This window comes from Streptomyces sp. S.PB5 (genome assembly GCF_030403745.1).
GTDB lineage: Bacteria > Actinomycetota > Actinomycetes > Streptomycetales > Streptomycetaceae > Streptomyces.
On record NZ_JAQMWP010000013.1, the window covers coordinates 137,962 to 159,030 of the forward strand.

A 21,069-nucleotide genomic window follows, 5' to 3' on the forward strand; every position below is an offset into this window, starting at 1 on the left:
CTTCGCTGCTTCTCGCGCGGGCCCCGAGGGCCCCGCGATTCCCAAACGTGTGAAGAACCGGCAACCGGCCTCCATATGAACGGCCGATACGAACCGGCCAAACGCGGCCGGCTAACCGGATCCGGCCAACAAGTGGCCGTCGGCGGGCCGCGCTGGAATCACGGTGCAGCGATCCCGGAAATCGTGTGGATCTTGGTCAAAAACTGTGGACAACTCAGTGGTTGTGAATATCGCCGTCACCCATACCAGTGTGTCCTGTACTGCCGCCTGTGCGACTTCCGCAGAGCAGTGCGACAGCTACGCACAGTGACGGATCATGGGCATACGGAAGGGACGGCCTCAGCCGCCTCGACGCGGGCACAGCGCCGCACAGGGAGATGAAAGGAAGAGGAAAACCCACCCGGACATGCGACGACCCCCACCGGGGGGGAGAGTGGGGGTCGTCTCCACGGCCGACTCGGGGGGGGGAGGAGCCGGACCGGGTTAGCACGGTCGCGAACGATCCGTGACTTCCATGGTGTACCCGAGAGCCCTCTCAGGCAAACCCACGCGCCCCACCTTACGCCGAATGGGCTGCGCCTATGCTCGGGGTCGTGGAAAACCACTCCTTGCCCCGCACAGCGGCCTTCTTTGACCTGGACAAGACGGTCATTGCGAAGTCGAGCACGCTCACCTTCAGCAAGTCGTTCTACCAAGGCGGGCTGATCAACCGCAGGGCCGCCTTGCGTACCGCATATGCCCAGTTCGTCTTCCTCGTGGGCGGCATGGACCACGACCAGATGGAACGGACCCGCGAGTACCTCTCGGCCCTCGTGCGCGGTTGGAACGTCCAACAAGTGAAGGAGATCGTGGCCGAGACCCTTCACGACCTGATCGACCCGATCATCTACGACGAGGCCGCCTCCCTCATCGAGGAGCACCACATCGCCGGCCGCGACGTCGTGATCGTGTCCACCTCGGGCGCCGAGGTGGTCGAGCCGATCGGCGAACTGCTGGGCGCGGACCGGGTGGTGGCGACCCGGATGGTCGTGGGCGAGGACGGCTGCTACACCGGCGAGGTGGAGTACTACGCCTACGGCCCGACGAAGGCGGAGGCGATCAAGGAGCTGGCCGAGTCCGAGGGATACGACCTGGAGCGCTGTTACGCCTACAGCGACTCGGCGACCGATCTGCCGATGCTCCAGTCCGTCGGCCATCCCCACGCCGTGAACCCGGACCGTACGCTGCGCCGCGAGGCACTCGCGCGCGGGTGGCCGATTCTCGATTTCCACCGGCCGGTCCGGCTCAAGCAGCGGCTCCCCGCGTTCTCCGCACCGTCGCGTCCGGCGCTCGTCGCGGCCGCGGCCATAGGAGCGGCGGCGGCCACGGCGGGCCTCGTCTGGTACGCAAGTCGGCGCCGGGCGACGGCTCTCTGACGTGCAGACCGGCCGACGGCTGTCCGTTTAGAACCTGTTTGAGAGTAAAAGTAAAGAACTGCAGCCAGGGCTTCCGCTTGCCCGGGTCCTGGAGTACAAAGGATTCAACGGCCCGCGAGACCAAGGACATCCGAGAGGATCACCTTAATAACGCATTTGGCCCCACGGACCGCGCATGATCACCAGGCACCCACGCGACGTCGACCCGTCGATTACGGGCCAGCCGCACCAGGTGACGGGCAAAGTTCCCGACCTGATGGGCAACATATCGAGGACGCTTGGTAACCAGGTGAGAATGCCAGCGGCGGTACGAATCCTCGTACCGCCGCAACCCTTTGTCCGGGCCCTCTCACACCGTTACGCCGCCCCGCGCTGAAGCGCCTCGCACACCGCCGTCGACTCGCGCGCACCGAGCACGATCGCCTTGCCGCAGTGGTCGATCCAGGCGGCCATCCCCTCCGGAGTCCCGGAGACATAGCCCTCGAGCGCCGCCAGATAGGCCGCCCGCCCGAGTTCGGCATGGCCGACCTCCGCCGGACAGATGGACTTCGGGTCCAGGCCGCTGCCGATCAGGACGATGCGTTCGGCCGTACGTGCGACGAGGCCATTGTGGGAGGTGAAGGGCCGCAGGGCGAGGATCTCGCCGTGCACGACGGCCGCCGTCACCAGGGCGGGGGCGGAACTGCCCGCGATGACCAGCTCGGACAGACCCTCCAGCCGGCCGTGCACGTCCCCCGCGCTCGGCAGCGCGAGCTCGATCAGCGGCTCGTCGACCGGCTCGCCCGCCTGGCGCGGACGCCCGACCTCGTCGCCGTTCGTCGCGGCCGCCACCAGGTGCAGCCGGGCCAGCACCCGCAGGGGCGACTGCCGCCAGATGGACAGCAGTTGACCCGCCTCGGCGGTCAGCCGCAGGGCCGCGCCCACGACACGCGCCTCGTCGTCGCCGCTGAAGTCGGAGCGCCGGCGCACCTCTTCGAGGGCCCAGTCGGCGCCGGACAGCGCCGCGGAGCCACGGGCGCCGCGCAGGGCCGCCTCGGAAGTGATCGCGGTGCTGCGGCGCCGCATGATCCGGTGCCCGTAGACCCGGTCCACGGCCTTGCGCACGGACTCCACGGAGTCGGCCACACCGGGCAGCGAGCCCAGGGCCGCGAGCGGATCGGCGGTCGCGCCTGTCGTACTCATGAGTACGACATTACGCAACCGCGGCCCGCACCCCACGAAGGAGTGGTCTTCTTCACGCACGCCTGCCACGTACAGCCATCGCGCCACTACCCTTCGTGAACATGAAAATTGCTTTCGTCGGGAAGGGCGGCAGCGGCAAGACCACCCTGTCCTCCCTGTTCATCCGCCATCTCGCCACCACCGGCGCACCGGTGATCGCCGTCGACGCCGACATCAACCAGCACCTGGGCGCCGCCCTCGGCCTCGATGAGGCGGAGGCCGCGGCGCTGCCCGCCATGGGAGAGCGGCTGTCGCTGATCAAGGACCACCTGCGCGGCACCAACCCGCGCATCGCCTCCGCCGAGACGATGATCAAGACGACCCCGCCCGGCGACGGCTCCCGGCTGCTGCGGGTGCGCGAGGACAATCCGGTGTACGACGCCTGCGCGCGGCCGGTGGAACTCGACGGCGGCGCCGTCCGTTTGATGGTCACCGGCCCCTTCACGGACGCCGACCTGGGGGTCGCCTGCTACCACTCCAAGACAGGAGCGGTGGAGCTCTGCCTGAACCACCTGGTGGACGGGCGGGACGAGTACGTCGTGGTGGACATGACCGCCGGCTCGGACTCCTTCGCCTCCGGCATGTTCACCCGCTTCGACATCACGTTCCTCGTCGCCGAGCCGACCCGGAAGGGGGTCTCCGTCTATCGCCAGTACAAGGAGTACGCCCGCGACTTCGGCGTCGTCCTGAAGGTCATCGGCAACAAGGTGCAGGGCCAGGACGACCTCGACTTCCTCCGCGCCGAGGTCGGGGACGACCTGCTGGTGACGGTCGGGCACTCGGACTGGGTGCGCGCCATGGAGAAGGGCCGGCCGCCCCGGTTCGAGCTCCTGGAGGACGTCAACCGCCGCGCCCTGCGCCGGTTGCAGACCGCCGTCGAGGCGACCTACCAGCTGCGCGACTGGGAGTCCTACACGCGGCAGATGGTGCACTTCCATCTCAAGAACGCCCAGTCGTGGGGCAACGAGCGCACCGGGACCGACCTCGCGGCGCAGGTCGACCCCGGGTTCGTACTGAGCGAGAGCGTGGCGGCGAACGCCTGACGGCCGCCGTACGACTACTGCTTGGCCGCCGGTGCTCCCGGTACCCCCTTCGGGGCCGGGGCGGGGCGGTCGGAGAGGAAGGACGCCCAGCTCTGCTTCGGGGCCTGGCCGACGCCGAGGGTCCGCAGCTTGGCCAGGGCCTTCGGGTCCTGGGCGTCCAGCCAGTCGGCGAGCTGGCGGAAGGAGACGCAGCGCACGTCGGGCTTGTTGCAGACACGCTCGATGGTCTCCTCGACGGCGCGCATGTAGGTGCCGCCGTTCCAGGACTCGAAGTGGTTGCCGATGATCAGGGGCGCACGGTTGCCGTCGTAGGCTCGCTGGAAGCCCTTGAGCAGGCTGTCACGCATCTGGTCGCCCCAGAACTCGTGCTTGTTCGGGTCGCCGTACATCGTGCCGGACTGGTTCACGGCGAAGTTGTAGTCCATCGTCAGCTGCTCGAAGGAGCGGCCGACGAACGGCACGAGCTGCATCGACAGGTCCCACAGGCCTTCCTTCTTCTTCGGCCAGACCTGGTTGTTGACGCCGCTGGTGTCGTAGCGGAAGCCCAGTTCGCGGGCGGCCTTCATGAAGTTCTTCTGGCCCTCCAGGCACGGGGTGCGGGCGCCGATGAGCTCCTTGTCGTAGTCGAAGGGCAGTGGCGCCGCGTTCTGCATGCCGGTGTTGGTCTTCCAGGACTTCACGAACTGCTTCGCCTGGGAGATCTCGTCCTTCCACTCCTCGACCGACCACTGGCCGACCCCGCCGCCGCTGCCGCAGAAGTGGCCGTTGAAGTGGGTGCCGATCTCGCTGCCCTCCAGCCACGCCCCGCGCAGCTGCTTCACGGTCTCGGCGATGCCCTCCTCGTCGTTGAAGCCGATATCGGAGCGGCCCGGGGAGTGCTGCGGGGGCCGGTAGAGGTCGCGCTTCCCCTCGGGGAGCATGTACACGCCGCTGAGGAAGTACGTCATGGTCGCATTGTTCGCCTTGGCGACCTTGCGGAAGTGGGAGAACAGCTTCTGGCCGTCCTCTCCGGCGCCGTCCCAGGAGAACACCACGAACTGCGGGGGCTTCTGACCGGGCTTCATGCGCTCCGGTCTGGGCAGGTGCGGCTGCGCCCCGGTGTAGGCGGTGGAACCGTCGCCGATCAGGCGGACCGCGCTCTTGGGCGGCGCCTGGGCCGGCTTCGCCTTCTGGGGTCCCGGGACTCCCTTCTCGGCGCCATCGGTTCCGATCGCGCAACCGGCGAGTGATGCGGCACAGACCGCGGCGACCACGGCGCCCGCGGCGATCCTCTGGGTGGCGGCCATGTTCCGCCCACCTACTTCCTTCTCTCGGGGCCAAGAACAGCGCCGCCAAGCTCGCACGGGACCCGGAAGGAATTAGTAGGACAAGCCGATGAAATATCCGCATCACCCTGATGAGTGACTTATTCGCCCATTTGCCAGGAAAGTCTATGCCTGTCCTTTACTCTGAATTACGATCCGTTTACCGAGCGTTGATTCATCCCGCCGCTTGAACGCCGTGACCCACGGCCGCGACCGACCCCCCGCACCAGACGGGGGACCACCAGATCCGCGACCGCGCTGCCCCGGAGGAGACGGGAAACATGTCCGCCTGCGCACCCACCCGCGCCACCGATTCGACTCGTATGAAGCGCATCCACCGACCCCACAGCCCGCCGCCCTCCGGCCCCCGCCGCTTCCGTATCGCGGGCGCCGACGTGTCGGCCTCGATCGCGGTCTTCCTGATCGCCCTGCCCCTGTCCCTCGGCATCGCCCTCGCCACCGGCGCGCCCCTCCAGGCCGGCCTCGTCGCCGCCGCCGTGGGAGGACTCGTCGTCGGCCGGCTGGGCGGCTCCCCGCTCCAGGTGAGCGGCCCGGCGGCCGGACTCACGGTCGTCACCGCCGACCTGATCCACCGCTACGGCTGGCGTACGACGTGCGCCATCACCGTCCTCGCCGGCCTCGCCCAACTCGGCCTCGGCTGCCTGCGCGTGGCCCGCACCACACTCGCCGTCAGCCCCGCCATCGTGCACGGCATGCTCGCCGGCATCGGCGTCACCATCGCCGTCGCCCAGCTGCACATCGTCCTCGGCGGCACTCCGCAGAGCTCCGTCCTGGCCAACCTCCGGGCGCTGCCCCACCAGTTGGCCGAGGTGCACCCCGCCGCCGTGTCGGTGAGCGCGCTGACGCTGGCCCTGCTACTGCTCTGGCCGCGCATCCCCGGCCGGGCCGGCCAACTGCTGCGCAAGGTCCCGGCCGCGCTCGTCGCCGTCACCGGAGCCAGCGCGGCCGCGGCCCTCGCCGGACTGACGCTGCCCAGGGTCGACCTGCCCTCCTGGAGCAGTCACGCCCTGGCCGGACTCCCCGAAGGGCCCGTGCTCGGAATCGTCGCCGCCGTGCTGACCACGACGCTGGTGTGCAGCGTGCAGTCGCTGCTCGGCGCGGTCGCCGTGGACAAGATGGCCGCCGCCCGACCGGGCCTGACCGCCCAGGTCGGCCGCTCCAACCTGGACCGCGAACTGCTCGGCCAGGGCACCGCCAACATCGTCTCCGGCTCGCTCGGCGGGCTCCCGGTCGCCGGGGTCGCCGTCCGCAGCGCGGCGAATGTGCACGCAGGTGCCGTGAGCCGGAACTCCACGATGCTGCACGGCGTTCTCGTAGTGATCGCCGCGCTGCTCATGGTCCCGCTCCTGGATCTCATCCCCCTCGCCTCGCTCGCCGCCCTGGTGATGGCCGTCGGCATCCAGATGGTGTCCCTGCACCACATTCGCACGGTGACCCGCCACCGAGAGGTCCTGGTCTACGCCGTCACCACCCTCGGCGTGGTGTTCCTCGGCGTCCTGGCGGGCGTCATGCTCGGCATCGCCGTGGCCGTCGGCGTCGCCCTGCACCGCGTCGCCCGCACCCGTATCACCCATGACGAGAAGGAAGGAGTCCATCACGTACACGTACGAGGGCAGTTGACGTTCCTCGCGGTGCCCCGGCTCAGCCGTGCCCTGCATCTCGTGCCCCAAGGCACCTATGTCGTCGTCGAGTTGGACGGCTCCTTCATGGACCACGCGGCGTACGAGGCACTGCAGGACTGGCAGAACACGCACACCGCGCAGGGCGGCACCGTGGAACTGACCGGCCGCCGGGCCGGGGTGCGGATCGCCGAGCCCGGCGAGGTCGCCCACACCGACGCTCACTCTCACGCCCACGCCGAGTCCGAGTCCGGGTCCCGGTTCGGGTCCGGCGCCGGCACCGACGTCGCAGGCAGCCGCGCCGGGAAGGAGGCCGGCTCCACCGACCCCGCCACCCCCGCCGGTTGCCGCTGCAGCCCCTGGACACCGTGGCGCAATCACCAGTGCGAGGACCCGCGGTCCGCGCCGGCACCCGGCGGACACCCGGGCGAGTCCGGCAACCCCGGCGACCCCGCCCACTCCAGCGGGACGGACGGCTCGGGCGGCACCGGCATCGGCACCGGCCCCGCCACCCCCAGCGGGCATGAACTGGCGCGCGGCATCAGCGCGTTCCAGCGCAACACCGCTCCCCTGGTGCGGGGAGAGCTGGCCCGGCTGGCCCGGGAGGGGCAGCGTCCGGTGCAGCTCTTCCTGACCTGTGCCGACTCACGTCTGGTCACCTCGATGATCACCTCCAGTGGTCCGGGCGACCTGTTCGTGGTGCGCAACGTGGGCAACCTCGTGCCGCTGCCCGGCGAGGAGAGCGGCGACGACTCGGTCGCGGCCGCGATCGAGTACGCCGTGGACGTGCTGAAGGTGCGCTCCATCACGGTGTGCGGACACTCGGGGTGCGGGGCCATGCAGGCGCTGCTCAACTCCGAGCCCGGTGGCACCCGGACGCCGCTCAAGCGGTGGCTGCGGCACGGGCTGCCGAGCCTGGAGCGCATGGCCGACGACAGCCGGCCCTGGGCCAGACTCGCCGGCCGGGCGCCCGCGGACGCGGTCGAGCAGCTCTGTCTGACCAACGTGGTCCAGCAGTTGGAGCACCTGCGTGCGCACGAGTCCGTGGCCCGGGCGCTGCGGAAGCGGGAGTTGGAGCTGCACGGGATGTACTTCCACGTGGGCGAGGCGCAGGCGTATCTGCTGACCGGGGTGAGCGGGGACGAGCTGTTCGACCACGTGGATGTGGAGTCGGCCGACCTGTCGGCCTGAGGCCGGGTTCACGCGGTGTGCGGCCCCTTTCCCGCAAGGGGCCGCACACCACCCGCAGGACCGCTAGGACCGGTTCGGCGTCGGCTTCACCTGGACGCAGGGCTCGACGTCGTCCTGCGACGGGTAGACGTCGACCTTGTGCGGCTTGTCCCCCGCATTGGTGTTCACGAAGACCAGCACATTGCCTCGGCGCAGGGTGGTCTCCTTGTTCCACTGCAGGACATAGAGGGGCGTGACTCCGCCCTCCCGCTTCACCGCCCACAGCACCGTGTCGCCCTCACAGACGTAGCCGGGGCGGAGCACCTGGATGTCCACCTCAATGCCGTAGAGGCTCAGTTTCCGCGCGAGTTGGCGCTGGGCCTCTACGTCGATGTCCTGATCCTTCACCGTGAGCATGACGGTGCCGTCGCCCTTCCGCTCCACCGCGTACGCCGGTGAGTCGGCCGGTGAACCCGGGACCAGCACCACCGCGAGTCCGGCCAGCGCGCAGGTCGCGGCCGCGAGGGTGAGTCGGCGGCCCGTGACCAGGCGGCGCCGGGCGGCGGGAGCCGGGGCGGCGGGAGCCGGGGCGGCGGGAGCCTGGGTGTCGGCCTCCCGGCGTTCGATCTCACCTCGCAGCTCCGCGAGCAGTCGGTCCTCGAACGTCGTCTTCATGGTCATGCCCCTCCCCCATTGCCTCGGGCGACCTCGAGTTCTCCAGTGACGTACGGCAGCTCGGCGCCGCCCCGGACCAGCGCCGCCGAACCCGCCTCCGAACCCGCCTCCGCGCGCAGCGACTTGCGCGCCCGGTGCAGCCGTACGCGCGCGGTGACCTGGGTGATGCCCAGTGCCGCGGCGGCCTCGGAGACCGTCAGCTGGTCGACCGCGATCAGTTCCAGGACGGCTCGCTCCCCCGCGGGGAGCCGTTCCAGGGCGGCGAGGGCGTGGCGGCCGGGGCTCTCCGCGTCGAGTTTGTCCTCCAGGCGGGCGATGTCGTCGGGCTCCAGGAGCCGTCGGCCCGAGATACGGCGGTCGCGTGCCGTCTCGCGGGCCACCCGGCGGTGCTCCCCCGCGACGACGTTGCGGGCGATGCCGTACAGCCAGGCCGTCTCGCTGCCCCGTCCCGGGCGGTAGGTGTGGGCGGAGTCGAGGACCGCGAGGAAGATCTCGGCGGTGAGGTCGGCGACCGTGTGCGGGTCCGCGACACGCCGGGCCACGAAAGACGTCATGGCGTCCACATGGCGCCGGTAGAACTCCTCGAAGAGCTCAGGGTCGCGGACCACGGCCTGCGGCCCGCCCCGTATGCCTTCCACTCGGAACTCCCTTCTCGTCGGTGGCGTTACACCCGTACTTGGGCCGGAGTGTGAGAGGCGTTACAGACCATGAACTCTGCCTGGTCGGCGTCCGTGAGTACGTGTGACTCCGGCCGCCGAAGCCGACGTACGAGAAAGTCCCCACGAGACCGCCAATAGGTCTAAACCAATTTTCCATCGGCCCTTGTCAGCCGGGCTTCGGTCTGATGAGCTGTGGCCTGGGACACAACGGACACCCTGGGAAAGGGAGATGTCGTGAGCAACGAGAGCCTGGCCAACCTCTTGAAGGAGGAGCGACGCTTCGCGCCGCCCGCTGACCTGGCCGCGAACGCCAACGTCACGGCCGAGGCGTATGAACAGGCCAAGGCTGACCGGCTCGGTTTCTGGGCCGAGCAGGCCCGCCGGCTGAGCTGGGCCAAGGAGCCGACGGAGACGCTGGACTGGTCGAACCCGCCGTTCGCCAAGTGGTTCAAGGACGGCGAGCTCAATGTCGCGTACAACTGCGTCGACCGGCATGTCGAGGCCGGGAACGGCGACCGGGTCGCCATCCACTTCGAGGGGGAGCCCGGCGACAGCCGCGCGATCACCTACGCCGAGCTCAAGGACGAGGTCTCCAAGGCCGCGAACGCCCTGCTGGAGCTGGGGGTCCAGAAGGGCGACCGGGTCGCCGTCTACATGCCGATGATCCCGGAGACGGCGATCGCGATGCTGGCCTGCGCCCGGATCGGCGCCGCGCACTCGGTCGTCTTCGGCGGGTTCTCCGCGGACGCGCTCGCCACCCGTATCCAGGACGCCGACGCCAAGGTCGTCATCACCTCCGACGGCGGTTACCGCCGCGGCAAGCCGTCCGCGCTCAAGCCGGCCGTCGACGAGGCCGCCGACAAGGCGGGCAACGTCGAACACGTGCTCGTGGTCCGCCGTACCGGCCAGGACGTCGCCTGGAACGACAGCCGTGACGTGTGGTGGCACGAGATCGTCGACCGCCAGCCGGCCGAGCACACCCCCGAGCCGTTCGAGGCGGAGCAGCCGCTCTTCATCCTCTACACGTCCGGTACGACGGGTAAGCCGAAGGGCATCCTGCACACCTCCGGCGGCTACCTCACCCAGGCGTCGTACACCCACCACGCCGTCTTCGACCTCAAGCCGGAGACCGACGTCTACTGGTGCACGGCCGACGTCGGCTGGGTCACCGGGCACTCGTACATCGTCTACGGCCCGCTCGCGAACGGCGCCACGCAGGTCATGTACGAGGGCACGCCCGACACCCCGCACCAGGGGCGGTTCTGGGAGATCGTGCAGAAGTACGGGGTGACCATCCTGTACACGGCGCCCACCGCCATTCGTACGTTCATGAAGTGGGGCGACGACATCCCCGCGAAGTTCGACCTGTCGTCGTTGCGCGTCCTCGGTTCCGTCGGTGAGCCCATCAACCCCGAGGCCTGGATCTGGTACCGCAAGCACATCGGCGCCGACGTCACGCCGATCGTGGACACCTGGTGGCAGACCGAGACCGGCGCGATGATGATCTCGCCGCTGCCGGGTGTGACGGAGACCAAGCCCGGTTCCGCGCAGACCCCGCTGCCCGGCATCTCCGCGACCGTCGTCGACGACGAGGCGAACGAAGTGCCGAATGGTGGCGGCGGTTACCTGGTCCTCACCGAGCCGTGGCCGTCGATGCTGCGCACCATCTGGGGCGACGACCAGCGGTTCCTCGACACGTACTGGTCGCGCTTCGAGGGCAAGTACTTCGCCGGTGACGGGGCGAAGAAGGACGACGACGGGGACATCTGGCTCCTCGGGCGCGTGGACGACGTCATGCTCGTCTCCGGGCACAACATCTCCACCACCGAGGTCGAGTCGGCGCTCGTCTCCCACCCCTCCGTCGCCGAGGCCGCCGTCGTCGGTGCCGCCGACGAGACGACCGGGCAGGCCATCGTCGCCTTCGTGATCCTGCGCGGCACGGCCAACGCCGAGGACGAGAGCCTCGTCAACGACCTGCGCAACCACGTCGGCGCCACCCTCGGCCCGATCGCCAAGCCCAAGCGGATCCTGCCGGTGGCCGAGCTGCCGAAGACCCGCTCCGGCAAGATCATGCGCCGGCTGCTGCGGGACGTCGCGGAGAACCGTCAGCTGGGTGATGTCACGACCCTGACCGACTCCACGGTCATGGATCTCATCCAGGCGAAGCTCCCGGCGGCGCCCAGCGAGGACTGAGTCACCGAGCCCGTTTCGGAAGGGGTGCCCGGCGCGAGAACGCGCCGGGCACCCCTTTTAGGTAAACTAAACAAAACTAGCGTGACTCCACAGGTGTGCCGGGAAGTCTGGTCGGCGAGCGACTCAGTCCTACCCACCGACCGGAGGTCCTCCCGATGGCCGCGCCCCGCACCCCCAGCTCCCGCAAGGTCTTCGGACGGCTCTCCCTGCCCGAGCGGACCTTCGTCGCGGACGCGCTGCGCACCGAGACCGTCGGTGGTGTCCTGCTCCTCGTCGCCGCCGTCGCCGCGCTGATCTGGGCGAACGTCCCCGCGCTCCACGACAGCTACGAGCGCGTCAGCCACTTCCACCTCGGCCCCGGCTCCCTCGGCCTGGACCTCTCGATCGCGCACTGGGCGGCCGACGGCCTCCTCGCGGTCTTCTTCTTCGTCGCCGGCATCGAACTCAAGCGCGAGCTGGTCGCCGGTGACCTCAAGGACCCCAAGGCAGCCGCCCTCCCGGTCGTGGCAGCCCTGTGCGGCATGGCCGTACCGGCCCTCGTCTACACCCTCACCAACCTCAGCGGCGGTGGATCGCTCGACGGCTGGGCGGTCCCGACCGCCACCGACATCGCCTTCGCGCTCGCCGTCCTCGCGGTCATCGGTACGTCGCTCCCCAGCGCCCTGCGCGCCTTCCTGCTCACCCTCGCCGTCGTCGACGACCTCTTCGCGATCCTGATCATCGCGGTCTTCTTCACCTCCGACATCGACTTCGCGGCCCTCGGCGGCGCGGTGGTCGGCCTGGTCGTCTTCTGGCTGCTGCTGCGGAAGGGCGTACGCGGCTGGTACGTGTACGTGCCGCTGGCGCTCGTCATCTGGGGGCTGATGTACAACAGCGGCGTCCACGCCACGATCGCGGGCGTCGCGATGGGCCTGATGCTGCGCTGCACGCCGCGCGAGGGCGAGGAGCACTCGCCCGGCGAGCACATCGAGCACCTCGTGCGGCCGCTCTCGGCGGGGCTGGCCGTTCCGCTGTTCGCGCTGTTCAGCGCCGGTGTGTCGGTGTCCGGGGGCGCCCTGGGCGACGTATTCACCAAGCCGGAGACGCTCGGAGTCGTCCTCGGGCTGGTCATCGGCAAGGCGCTCGGCATCTTCGGCGGGACCTGGCTGACTGCGCGCTTCACCCGGGCCTCGCTCAGCGACGACCTCGAATGGGCGGACGTCTTCGCGGTGGCGACCCTGGCCGGCATCGGGTTCACGGTGTCGCTGCTGATCGGCGAACTGGCCTTCGACGGGGACGCGGTACTGACCGACGAGGTCAAGGCGGCCGTCCTGATCGGCTCCCTCATCGCGGCGACCCTGGCCACGGTGCTGCTGAAGATAAGGAACGGCAAGTACCGCCGGATGTGCGAGGCCGAGAACCGCGACGACGACCTCGACGGCATCCCGGACATCTACGAGGAGGACGAGCCGGAGTACCACCTCCGGATGGCCGCCATCTACGACAACAAGGCCGCCGAGCACCGCCGGATCGCCGAACTCAAGGCGGCCGAGCGACAGGGGCTTGCCGAAGTGGCGGGCGGGGCAGGCGGGAAGGACAACCGTCGGGCATGATCTGACGGGACGGTACAAAAGACTTCTCCGCACCGGAGATTTCCGTACCGGGAGATTTCCAGTCACGCACTCGGCAGATTCAGGGAGAACGCGATGAGCGCACCCGACGGCAGCCCGGTCGGCGCCGAACGCAGTATCGGCCAGTTGTTCGCCTCGGCGACGACCGAGATGTCCGCACTGGTGCACGACGAGATCGCGCTGGCCAAGGCGCAGCTCAAGCGGGACGTGAAGCGCGGCGCGACCAGCGGCGGCGCGTTCATGGTGGCCGGCGCGGTGCTGGTGTTCTCCCTGCCGATGCTGAACTTCGCCCTGGCGTACGGCATCCGCACCTGGAGCGACTGGAACATGGCGGTCTGCTTCCTGCTGTCCTTCGCGGCGAACGTGCTCGTCGCGGGCCTCCTCGCGCTGATCGGCGTGGTCTTCGCGAAGAAGGCGAAGCAGAGCGGCGGCGCACAGAAGACGGCCGCGTCGATGAAGGAGACGGCGAGCGTCCTGCAGAAGGCCAAGCCGCACCCGCGGCCCGAGCTGGCGGCGGACCGCGTCCCGGAGGCCATCGAAGCTGTGGCACGCTCGTCGTCATGACGGACCCCGCCACACCTGCCTCGATAGTACGACCGGACACGCTGCCCGGCGGGAGACAGGTGACCCACCGCGAGGTGGCCGCCAACGGCGCCCGCTTCCACATCGCCGAGATGGGCGACGGGCCGCTGGTCCTGCTGCTGCACGGCTTCCCGCAGTTCTGGTGGACGTGGCGGCACCAGCTGCCCGCGCTCGCCGACGCCGGGTTCCGGGCCGCCGCCATGGACCTGCGCGGCGTCGGCGGCAGCGACCGCACCCCGCGCGGCTACGACCCCGCCAACCTCGCCCTCGACATCACCGGCGTGATCCGCTCCCTCGGCGAGCCGGACGCCGCGCTGGTCGGCCATGACCTGGGCGGATACCTCGCCTGGACGGCGGCTGCGATGCGCCCGAAGCTGGTACGGCGGCTCGCGGTGGCCTCGATGCCGCATCCGCGGCGCTGGCGCTCGGCGATGCTCTCGGACGTCAAGCAGACGCGCGCCGGTTCCTACATCTGGGGGTTTCAGCGCCCCTGGATCCCGGAGCGGCAGCTCACCGCGGACGACGGCGCGCTGGTCGCCCGGCTGATCCGGGACTGGTCCGGGCCGGTGCTGCCGGAGGACGACACGGTGGAGACGTACCGCCGCGCGATGTGCATCCCGTCTACGGCACACTGCTCGATCGAGCCGTACCGCTGGATGGTGCGCTCGCTGGCCCGCCCGGACGGCATCCAGTTCAACCGGCGCATGAAGCGGCCGGTGCGGGTGCCGACGCTGCATCTGCACGGCTCGCTGGACCCGGTCATGCGGACCAGGAGTGCGGCGGGATCCGGGGAGTACGTCGAAGCGCCGTACCGCTGGCGGCTGTTCGACGGACTCGGGCACTTCCCCCACGAGGAAGACCCGGTCGCTTTCACGACAGAACTGGTCAATTGGCTGAAAGACCCCGAGCCCGATCGGTGACCGTCCGGACGCGCCCGGTATCCGGACCTGAACGCCTGTCCTACGAACAGCCAATTGCCCGGCGCATAGGCCAATTGGGGGCCCTGGGGGTGGTTATCGACCTTGGGGCAGGGGCACACGTCGGGGTATGGGCTGGACGCACGACTACAGTGACGCAGCACGCACTCGCCGCTCGGGCCACGGTCTGAGCCCCCACCAAGGAGGGGCCCCGCAGATGCAGGGCACGGACCTCCGAGTGGGCATTCCGCGCATCCTGCGCCGCCGGGCCCGCTGGGTCTCGGTGCGCCTGCGTCATCCTCGAGGCTGACGCGCCTTCCTCTTAAGAACCCTTTTTTTGCGAGCGGGCCTCACAGCGCGCAGCTGTCGCTGTCCACCTGCTGGTTCGCGGTGCGCCCCTTGACGATGTCCTCCTGGATCTCGTCCACGGTCAGCGCGTACCCGGTGTCGGCGTCGTCGAGCGACTTCGCGAACACGACGCCGTAGACCTCGCCTTCGGGCGTGAGCAGCGGGCCGCCGGAGTTGCCCTGTCGGACGGTCGTGAAGAGGGAGTACACATCGCGGTGCACGGTGCCGCGGTGGTAGATGTCCGGACCGTTGGCCGGGATGCGGCTGCGCACGCGCGCGGCCCGGACGTCGTACGCGCCGTTCTCCGGGAAGCCCGCGACGATCGCGTCGTCGCCGCTCTTGGCGTCCGTGGACGTGAACTCGAGGGCGGGTGCCCTCAGGTCGGGCACGTCCAGTACGGCGATGTCGCGCTCCCAGTCGTAGAGGACGACCGTCGCGTCGTACTTCTTGCCCTCGCCGCCGATCTGGACGGTGGGCTCGTCGACGCCGCCGACGACATGCGCGTTGGTCATGACGCGGCGCTCGCCGAAGACGAAGCCGGTGCCTTCGAGGACCTTGCCGCAACTCTGGGCGGTGCCCATGACCTTGACGATGGACGCCTTCGCGCGGGTGGCGACCGGGCTGCTCGCGAGCGCCGGGTCGGGCGGCTTGACCTCGTTGATCGGCTCGTTGGAGAACGGACTGAAGACCTGCGGGAAGCCGTTCTGCGCGAGGACCGAGGAGAAGTCCGCGAACCAGGTGTCGGCCTGGTCGGGCAGGGCCCGTGAAACCCCCAGCAGCACCTTGGAGTTGCGGACCTCCTTGCCCAGCGTGGGCAGAGTGGTGCCGGCGAGGGCGGAGCCGATCAGCCACGCCACGAGAAGCATCGCGACGACGTTGACGAGGGCGCCGCCGGTGGCGTCCAGGGCGCGGGCCGGGGACCAGGTGATGTAGCGGCGCAGCTTGTTGCCGAGATGCGTGGTCAGGGCCTGGCCGACGGAGGCGCAGACGATGACGACGACGACCGCGACAACGGCGGCGGTCGTGCTGACCTCGGAGTTGTCGGTCAGGGCGTCCCAGATGACCGGCAGCAGGTATACGGCGACCAGGCCGCCGCCCATGAAGCCGATCACCGACAGGATGCCGACGACGAAGCCCTGGCGGTAGCCGACGATCGCGAACCACACGGCGGCGACCAGCAACAGGATGTCCAGCACGTTCACCGGTTCAGGCCTCGCCTCATCACACGACACAACACGTCGGACACCCTGTCATGACCGCCAGTCGAGTGGGACCTGCCTGTCCCGGTCCCAGGGGTGCTCCCAGCCCGAGTAGTGCAGCAGTCGGTCGATGATTCCGGCCGTGAAACCCCAGACCAGGGCCGATTCGACCAGGAATGCCGGGCCTCGGTGGCCGCTGGGGTGGACGGTTGTGGCCCGGTTGTCGGGATTCGTGAGATCCGACACGGGCACGGTGAAGACGCGGGCGGTCTCGTTGGGATCGACGACACCGACGGGCGTCGGCTCGCGCCACCAGCCGAGGACCGGGGTGACGACGAACCCGCTGACCGGGATGTACAGCTTGGGCAGCACCCCGAAGAGCTGTACGCCCGCCGGATCCAGCCCGGTCTCCTCCTCGGCCTCACGGAGAGCGGCCCTGAGCGGGCCGTCGGCCTTCGGGTCACCGTCCTCGGGGTCGAGAGCACCGCCGGGGAACGAGGGCTGCCCGGCATGCGACCTCAGCGAACTCGCCCGCTCCATGAGCAGCAGCTCGGGGCCGCGCTCGCCCTCCCCGAAGAGGACGAGTACGGCCGACTGCCGCCCCGCCCCGTTCGCCGGCGGCAGGAACCGGCTCAGCTGCAACGGCTCCACCGTCTCCACGGCATGCACCACCGGGTCCAGCCACTCCGGCAGACCCTCCTTGCTGAGCGTCACGTCCTGAGCCTTGCTCGCGCGCGTCATCGCCACCCCCGTCCTTCCGAGTCCAACGCCTGGCCGGACCGAGATCGTTCCTGAAGCAACGCCGGAGGGTTCGCCGACCGGGCTGGGGCGGGGGTGGGGATGGGGGGAGCCGAGGGCTGGGCGGGGGTTGAGGGCTGGGCGACCGAGGGCCGGGCGAGGGTCGAGAGCTGTGCGGCCGGGAGCCCAGCGGGGGGCGAGAGCAGGGCGCGGGCCGGGAGCACAGCGGGGGTCGAGAGCAGGGCGCGGGTCGGGAGCTGGGCGGCCGAGGGCCAAGCGAGGGTTGAGGGCTGGGCGAGGGCCGCGGATCGGGGAGAGACCGCTGCCCGGACGCACCCCGGAGCCACTGTCCGCACGCAGCCCGGCGCCACAGTGCCCACGCCGCCGGCCGTCGCCGCCCGCTCCCGGACCATGCCGCCGACCGCCCGGACGCACTCCGGCACCACGGTCCGCAAGCACCCCGACACCGACACCGGCACCCGCACCCGCACCCGCACCCGCACCCGGCCGACGTCGCCAGCCATCCGGCCGATCCCCCCGACCCCGATCCGCAGCCCCGTCCGTCCCCGCACCGGGAGCGCGCCCCAGCTGCCGCTCCTCATCCGGCCCCCAGCGGCGGCGCCGCCTTGCCGCCCGCGTCCAGATACGCCTGCGGAGGGTTCAGACGCTGGCCCGGGAAGCCGCCCTTCTCGTACTTCAGGAGCTTCGTCGCCTTCTCCGGGTCGGTCTCGCCCTCGCCGTAGGCCGGGCAGAGCGGGGCGATGGGGCAGGCGCCACAGGCCGGCTTGCGGGCGTGGCAGATGCGGCGGCCGTGCCAGATGACGTGGTGGGAGAGATCGGTCCAGTCGCTCTTGGGGAAGAGCGCGCCGATCGCGGCCTCGATCTTGTCGGGGTCCGTCTCCGCGGTCCACTGCCAGCGGCGTACGAGGCGCTGGAAGTGGGTGTCGACGGTGATGCCGGGGCGCCCGAAGGCGTTGCCGAGGACGACGAACGCCGTCTTGCGGCCCACACCGGGCAGCTTGACCAGGTCCTCAAGGCGGCCCGGGACCTCGCCGCCGAACTGCTCGACCAGCGCCTTCGACAGCCCTATGACCGACTTGGTCTTGGCCCGGAAGAAGCCGGTCGGGCGGAGGATCTCCTCGACCTCCTCGGGGTTGGCGGCGGCCAGGTCCTCGGGGGTCGGGTACTTGGCGAAGAGCCCTGGGGTCGTCTGATTCACCCTCAGGTCGGTGGTCTGGGCGGAGAGGACCGTGGCGACGACGAGCTGGAAGGGGTTCTCGAAGTCCAACTCGGGGTGGGCGTACGGATACACCTCCGCGAGTTCGCGGTTGATCCGGCGGGCGCGGCGGACGAGGGCGGTGGGCGACTCGGCCTTCACGGGCTTGACGGCCACCTTCTTCGCCGGAGCGGCGGCCTTCTTGACCGGGACCTTCTTCACCGGGGCCTTCTTCGCGGGCGCCTTCTTGGCCGCGGCCTTCTTCACGACCTCAGGCGCCCCTTTTGCTGCTTTTGCCGTTTTCTTTCCGCCACCGGAGACCTGTTCGCCCACAGCGGAATCCCGACGTACAACCACCCGCCCAGCCCCCTTGGCCTGTGCTCTCACCGGCGATTTGGACACCCGGCCAGCCTAAAGCCCGACACCGACAATCGCCCCGGACCCGGGAGATCGGCCCCCGATTGGACCCCTGCCGCTTACCTCGGGACACGTGTGCGGCATCCTTGTGACAGATCACACTGTTTGGACCGTCCGGCAAAATGGGGAACACGGTCCCCTGGTACCAAGGGGGAGCAAGATCCCCTGAGCAGGTCGACAAGGAGAGAACTCGTGGACGACGTTCTGCGGCGCAACCCGCTCTTCGCGGCACTCGACGACGAGCAGTCCGCGGAACTGCGCGCCTCCATGAGTGAGGTGACCCTCGCCCGTGGCGACTCCCTGTTCCACGAGGGCGACCCGGGCGACCGGCTCTACGTCGTCACCGAGGGCAAGGTCAAGCTCCACCGCACCTCCCCCGACGGCCGCGAGAACATGCTCGCCGTCGTCGGCCCCGGCGAGCTGATCGGTGAGCTGTCCCTCTTCGACCCGGGCCCGCGCACGGCGACCGCCACCGCGCTGACCGAGGTCAAGCTGCTCGGCCTCGGCCACGGCGACCTCCAGCCCTGGCTGAACGTCCGCCCGGAGGTCGCCACCGCCCTCCTGCGCGCCGTCGCCCGCCGGTTGCGCAAGACCAACGACCAGATGTCCGACCTGGTCTTCTCCGACGTCCCGGGCCGTGTCGCGCGCGCCCTGCTCGACCTCTCCCGCCGCTTCGGCGTGCAGTCCGAGGAAGGCATCCACGTCGTCCACGACCTCACGCAGGAAGAGCTCGCCCAACTGGTCGGCGCCTCCCGCGAGACGGTCAACAAGGCCCTCGCCGACTTCGCCCAGCGCGGCTGGCTCCGCCTGGAGGCGCGTGCGGTGATCCTGCTGGACGTCGAGCGCCTGGCGAAGCGTTCGCGGTGACCGTTCCGGGGGCTGCCGTCCCCGGTCCCCCGCCCCCGGTCCCCCGCTTTCGGCCTAAGCGGCCTCGTCCTCAAACGCCGGACGGGCTGCTGTAGTTAACCCATGTCTCAAAATGTGCCCTCCAGAGGTCTCGACCCGCAGGGCTACATCGAGCGTGAGGGCTCCCTCGCGCGCGTGCCGCACGCCTTCCGTCCCGTCGTCGCCGTGGCACGGGACCGGCTGCTGGACGTGTTCGGGGCACGGCTGCACAGCGCGTACCTCTACGGCTCGATTCCACGCGGCACCGCGCGCGTGGGACACAGCGACCTCGATCTCCTCGTCGCACTGCACGAGGAGCCGACGGAGTCGGACCGGGAGGCAGCGCGGGCGCTCGACACCCAGCTGGACAAGGAGTTCCCGGAGATCGACGGGGCCGGGACGCTGCTGTACGGCCGCGCACGGCTCCTGAGCGAGCCGGAGACGTACGACCTCGGCTGGTTCGTGGCCTGTCTGTGCACCCCGCTCCTCGGCGACGACCTCGCGGAGTACCTCCCGCGCTACCGCCCCGACGCGCACCTCGCGCGCGAGACCAACGGCGACCTCGCCCTGCTGCTGCCGCGCTGGCGCGAGCGGATCGCGGCGGCCGGCGACTCCGAGGAGGCCCTGCGGTCCCTCGTGCGTGCCACGTCCCGCCGTCTCGTCCGCACCGGCTTCACCCTCGTCATGCCCCGCTGGAACGGCTGGACGAGCGATCTGACGGAGATGGCGGAGACGTTCGGCGCGTACTACCCCGAGCGGGCCGAGCAGATGCGGGCGGCGGCGGTGCGCGGGGCCGAGCCGAGGGGGGACCGACTTGGCGGGGACGGACCGGGCGGGGAGGGTCCGAGCGACGGCAGTCCGAAGGGTGACCGGGATGTGCTCATGTCGTACGTCGACGATCTCGGGCCATGGCTGGCGGAGGAGTACGCGCGCGTGCACGGGGTGAAGGCGCCGCGGCCGGAGTAGCCGTACGCGGCCCGCGCCCGTGGACAGCCGGCCCTGGCTCAGATCAGTCCGTGCTCCTCCAGATACTCCAGCTGCGCCCGGACCGACAGCTCGGCCGCCGGCCACAGCGACCGGTCCACATCCGCGTACACATGGGCCACGATCTCGCCCGGCGTCCGGTAGCCGTCCTCGACCGCCGTCTCCACCTGGGCGAGCCGATGGGCGCGGTGGGCGAGATAGAACTCCACCGCCCCCTGGGCGTCCTCAAGGACCGGCCCGTGGCCCGGGAGGACCGTGTGGACGCCGTCGTCGACCGTGAGGGACCTCAGGCGCCGCAGGGAGTCCAGATAGTCGCCCAGGCGGCCGTCCGGGTGCGCCACGACCGTCGTACCGCGGCCGAGGATCGTGTCGCCCGTCAGGACCGCCTGATCGGCCGGGAGGTGGAAGCACAGGGAGTCCGAGGTATGCCCGGGCGTCGGTACGACGATCAGCTCAAGGCCGCCGACCCTGACCACGTGCCCGGCGGCAAGACCCTCGTCGCCCAGCCGCAGCGCCGGGTCCAGCGCCCGCACCCTCGTACCGGTCAGCTCCGCGAAGCGGACGGCGCCCTCGGCGTGGTCCGGGTGACCGTGCGTCAGCAGAGTGAGGGCGATGCGCTTGCCGGCCTTCTCGGCGGTGTCGAGGACGTTCTGCAGATGCCCCTCGTCCAGCGGTCCCGGGTCGACCACCACGGCCAGTTCGGAGTCGGGTTCGGCGAGGATCCAGGTGTTGGTGCCGTCCAGGGTCATGGCGGACGCGTTGGGCGCGAGGACGTTGACCGCGCGCGGGGTGGCGGGGCCCGAGAGCACCCCGCCCCTCGGCTGGCCGGGAAGGGCTGCGGCGTCGGTCATAC

General features: G+C 70.1%; 18 protein-coding genes. 10 read left to right on the forward strand and 8 right to left on the reverse strand.

Annotation, left to right across the window (positions count from 1 at the left end; translation table 11 throughout):
• The first annotated feature begins 581 nt into the window (after positions 1-581).
• Positions 582-1,415 carry an HAD family hydrolase gene (locus PH203_RS31335; protein WP_289924167.1) on the forward strand — a complete coding sequence of 278 codons (834 nt, stop codon included), beginning with the start codon at positions 582-584 and terminating at the stop codon, positions 1,413-1,415.
• A gap of 357 nt (positions 1,416-1,772) precedes the next feature.
• On the opposite strand, the gene PH203_RS31340 is transcribed toward PH203_RS31335, so the two are convergent.
• On the reverse strand, positions 1,773-2,597 hold the full coding sequence (locus PH203_RS31340; RefSeq protein WP_289924169.1) for an oxidoreductase: 825 nt from the start codon (positions 2,595-2,597) through the stop codon (positions 1,773-1,775).
• Positions 2,598-2,698: 101 nt separating this feature from the next.
• Here PH203_RS31340 and PH203_RS31345 point away from each other — a divergent pair, with 101 nt between their 5' ends.
• Positions 2,699-3,679 (forward strand): ATP-binding protein, encoded by a 981-nt coding sequence (locus PH203_RS31345; RefSeq protein WP_289924172.1) that lies wholly within the window; start codon positions 2,699-2,701, stop codon positions 3,677-3,679.
• Positions 3,680-3,693: 14 nt separating this feature from the next.
• Here the strand turns inward: PH203_RS31345 and PH203_RS31350 are convergent, their stop codons facing one another.
• The gene (locus PH203_RS31350; protein WP_289924173.1) at positions 3,694-4,965 is read right to left on the reverse strand and encodes a hypothetical protein; all 1,272 of its coding nucleotides are present in this window, start codon (positions 4,963-4,965) and stop codon (positions 3,694-3,696) included.
• A 299-nt stretch (positions 4,966-5,264) separates the two neighbouring features.
• Between PH203_RS31350 and PH203_RS31355 the strand changes: the two genes are divergently transcribed.
• The gene (locus PH203_RS31355) at positions 5,265-7,814 is read left to right on the forward strand and encodes a SulP family inorganic anion transporter (protein ID WP_289924175.1); all 2,550 of its coding nucleotides are present in this window, start codon (positions 5,265-5,267) and stop codon (positions 7,812-7,814) included.
• Positions 7,815-7,877: 63 nt separating this feature from the next.
• On the opposite strand, the gene PH203_RS31360 is transcribed toward PH203_RS31355, so the two are convergent.
• Together PH203_RS31360 and PH203_RS31365 are read right to left on the reverse strand one after the other, a co-directional pair.
• Complete coding sequence (locus PH203_RS31360) at positions 7,878-8,468, reverse strand: hypothetical protein (RefSeq protein ID WP_289924176.1); 591 nt, start codon at positions 8,466-8,468, stop codon at positions 7,878-7,880.
• A 2-nt stretch (positions 8,469-8,470) separates the two neighbouring features.
• Positions 8,471-9,106: an RNA polymerase sigma factor gene (locus PH203_RS31365; protein ID WP_289924178.1), complete on the reverse strand. Its 636-nt coding sequence runs from the start codon at positions 9,104-9,106 to the stop codon at positions 8,471-8,473.
• A gap of 255 nt (positions 9,107-9,361) precedes the next feature.
• Here PH203_RS31365 and acs point away from each other — a divergent pair, with 255 nt between their 5' ends.
• The 5 genes from acs (at position 9,362) to PH203_RS31390 (ending at position 14,739) form a co-directional block, all read left to right on the forward strand.
• Positions 9,362-11,320, forward strand: a complete 1,959-nt coding sequence (gene acs / locus PH203_RS31370; protein WP_289924179.1) for an acetate--CoA ligase — start codon at positions 9,362-9,364, stop codon at positions 11,318-11,320.
• A gap of 155 nt (positions 11,321-11,475) precedes the next feature.
• A complete protein-coding gene (gene nhaA, locus PH203_RS31375) occupies positions 11,476-12,912 on the forward strand; it encodes a Na+/H+ antiporter NhaA (RefSeq protein WP_289924180.1) in 1,437 nt (478 codons plus the stop codon).
• A 93-nt stretch (positions 12,913-13,005) separates the two neighbouring features.
• Positions 13,006-13,494, forward strand: a complete 489-nt coding sequence (locus tag PH203_RS31380) for a phage holin family protein (protein ID WP_289924181.1) — start codon at positions 13,006-13,008, stop codon at positions 13,492-13,494.
• Positions 13,491-14,432 carry an alpha/beta hydrolase gene (locus PH203_RS31385; RefSeq protein ID WP_289924183.1) on the forward strand — a complete coding sequence of 314 codons (942 nt, stop codon included), beginning with the start codon at positions 13,491-13,493 and terminating at the stop codon, positions 14,430-14,432. The genes PH203_RS31380 and PH203_RS31385 overlap by 4 nt, the downstream gene beginning before the upstream one ends.
• Before the next feature lie 127 nt (positions 14,433-14,559).
• Positions 14,560-14,739: a hypothetical protein gene (locus PH203_RS31390; RefSeq protein WP_289924184.1), complete on the forward strand. Its 180-nt coding sequence runs from the start codon at positions 14,560-14,562 to the stop codon at positions 14,737-14,739.
• A 40-nt stretch (positions 14,740-14,779) separates the two neighbouring features.
• Here the strand turns inward: PH203_RS31390 and PH203_RS31395 are convergent, their stop codons facing one another.
• The 3 genes from PH203_RS31395 to nth form a co-directional block, all read right to left on the reverse strand.
• A complete protein-coding gene (locus PH203_RS31395) occupies positions 14,780-15,979 on the reverse strand; it encodes a MarP family serine protease (protein ID WP_289924185.1) in 1,200 nt (399 codons plus the stop codon).
• Between the two features lie 48 nt (positions 15,980-16,027).
• Positions 16,028-16,717: a CoA pyrophosphatase gene (locus tag PH203_RS31400; RefSeq protein ID WP_289924186.1), complete on the reverse strand. Its 690-nt coding sequence runs from the start codon at positions 16,715-16,717 to the stop codon at positions 16,028-16,030.
• 595 nt (positions 16,718-17,312) lie between these two features.
• Positions 17,313-18,263, reverse strand: coding sequence for an endonuclease III (nth, locus tag PH203_RS31405; RefSeq protein ID WP_289924187.1), 951 nt, complete (start codon positions 18,261-18,263; stop codon positions 17,313-17,315).
• Between the two features lie 276 nt (positions 18,264-18,539).
• On the opposite strand from nth, the gene PH203_RS31410 reads away from it, so the two are divergent.
• Together PH203_RS31410 and PH203_RS31415 are read left to right on the forward strand one after the other, a co-directional pair.
• On the forward strand, positions 18,540-19,214 hold the full coding sequence (locus PH203_RS31410; RefSeq protein WP_266824125.1) for a Crp/Fnr family transcriptional regulator: 675 nt from the start codon (positions 18,540-18,542) through the stop codon (positions 19,212-19,214).
• Positions 19,215-19,316: 102 nt separating this feature from the next.
• A complete protein-coding gene (locus tag PH203_RS31415) occupies positions 19,317-20,198 on the forward strand; it encodes a nucleotidyltransferase domain-containing protein (protein WP_289924190.1) in 882 nt (293 codons plus the stop codon).
• Positions 20,199-20,236: 38 nt separating this feature from the next.
• Here the strand turns inward: PH203_RS31415 and PH203_RS31420 are convergent, their stop codons facing one another.
• Entirely contained in the window at positions 20,237-21,067 is an 831-nt protein-coding gene (locus PH203_RS31420) for an MBL fold metallo-hydrolase (protein WP_289924192.1), read from the reverse strand.
• Positions 21,068-21,069 lie beyond the last annotated feature (2 nt).

Excerpts from the sequence above, each read along its gene's own strand:
- PH203_RS31340 (WP_289924169.1), bottom strand. The coding sequence starts at position 2,597 with ATGAGTACGACAGGCGCGACCGCCGATCCGCTCGCGGCCCTGGGCTCG.
- PH203_RS31360 (WP_289924176.1), bottom strand. The coding sequence starts at position 8,468 with ATGAAGACGACGTTCGAGGACCGACTGCTCGCGGAGCTGCGAGGTGAG.
- PH203_RS31420 (WP_289924192.1), bottom strand. The coding sequence starts at position 21,067 with ATGACCGACGCCGCAGCCCTTCCCGGCCAGCCGAGGGGCGGGGTGCTC.
- PH203_RS31415 (WP_289924190.1), top strand. The coding sequence starts at position 19,317 with ATGTCTCAAAATGTGCCCTCCAGAGGTCTCGACCCGCAGGGCTACATC.
- PH203_RS31350 (WP_289924173.1), bottom strand. The coding sequence starts at position 4,965 with ATGGCCGCCACCCAGAGGATCGCCGCGGGCGCCGTGGTCGCCGCGGTC.
- PH203_RS31385 (WP_289924183.1), top strand. The coding sequence starts at position 13,491 with ATGACGGACCCCGCCACACCTGCCTCGATAGTACGACCGGACACGCTG.
- PH203_RS31355 (WP_289924175.1), top strand. The coding sequence starts at position 5,265 with ATGTCCGCCTGCGCACCCACCCGCGCCACCGATTCGACTCGTATGAAG.
- nhaA (WP_289924180.1), top strand. The coding sequence starts at position 11,476 with ATGGCCGCGCCCCGCACCCCCAGCTCCCGCAAGGTCTTCGGACGGCTC.
- PH203_RS31390 (WP_289924184.1), top strand. The coding sequence starts at position 14,560 with ATGGGCTGGACGCACGACTACAGTGACGCAGCACGCACTCGCCGCTCG.
- PH203_RS31335 (WP_289924167.1), top strand. The coding sequence starts at position 582 with ATGCTCGGGGTCGTGGAAAACCACTCCTTGCCCCGCACAGCGGCCTTC.
- PH203_RS31400 (WP_289924186.1), bottom strand. The coding sequence starts at position 16,717 with ATGACGCGCGCGAGCAAGGCTCAGGACGTGACGCTCAGCAAGGAGGGT.
- PH203_RS31345 (WP_289924172.1), top strand. The coding sequence starts at position 2,699 with ATGAAAATTGCTTTCGTCGGGAAGGGCGGCAGCGGCAAGACCACCCTG.
- PH203_RS31380 (WP_289924181.1), top strand. The coding sequence starts at position 13,006 with ATGAGCGCACCCGACGGCAGCCCGGTCGGCGCCGAACGCAGTATCGGC.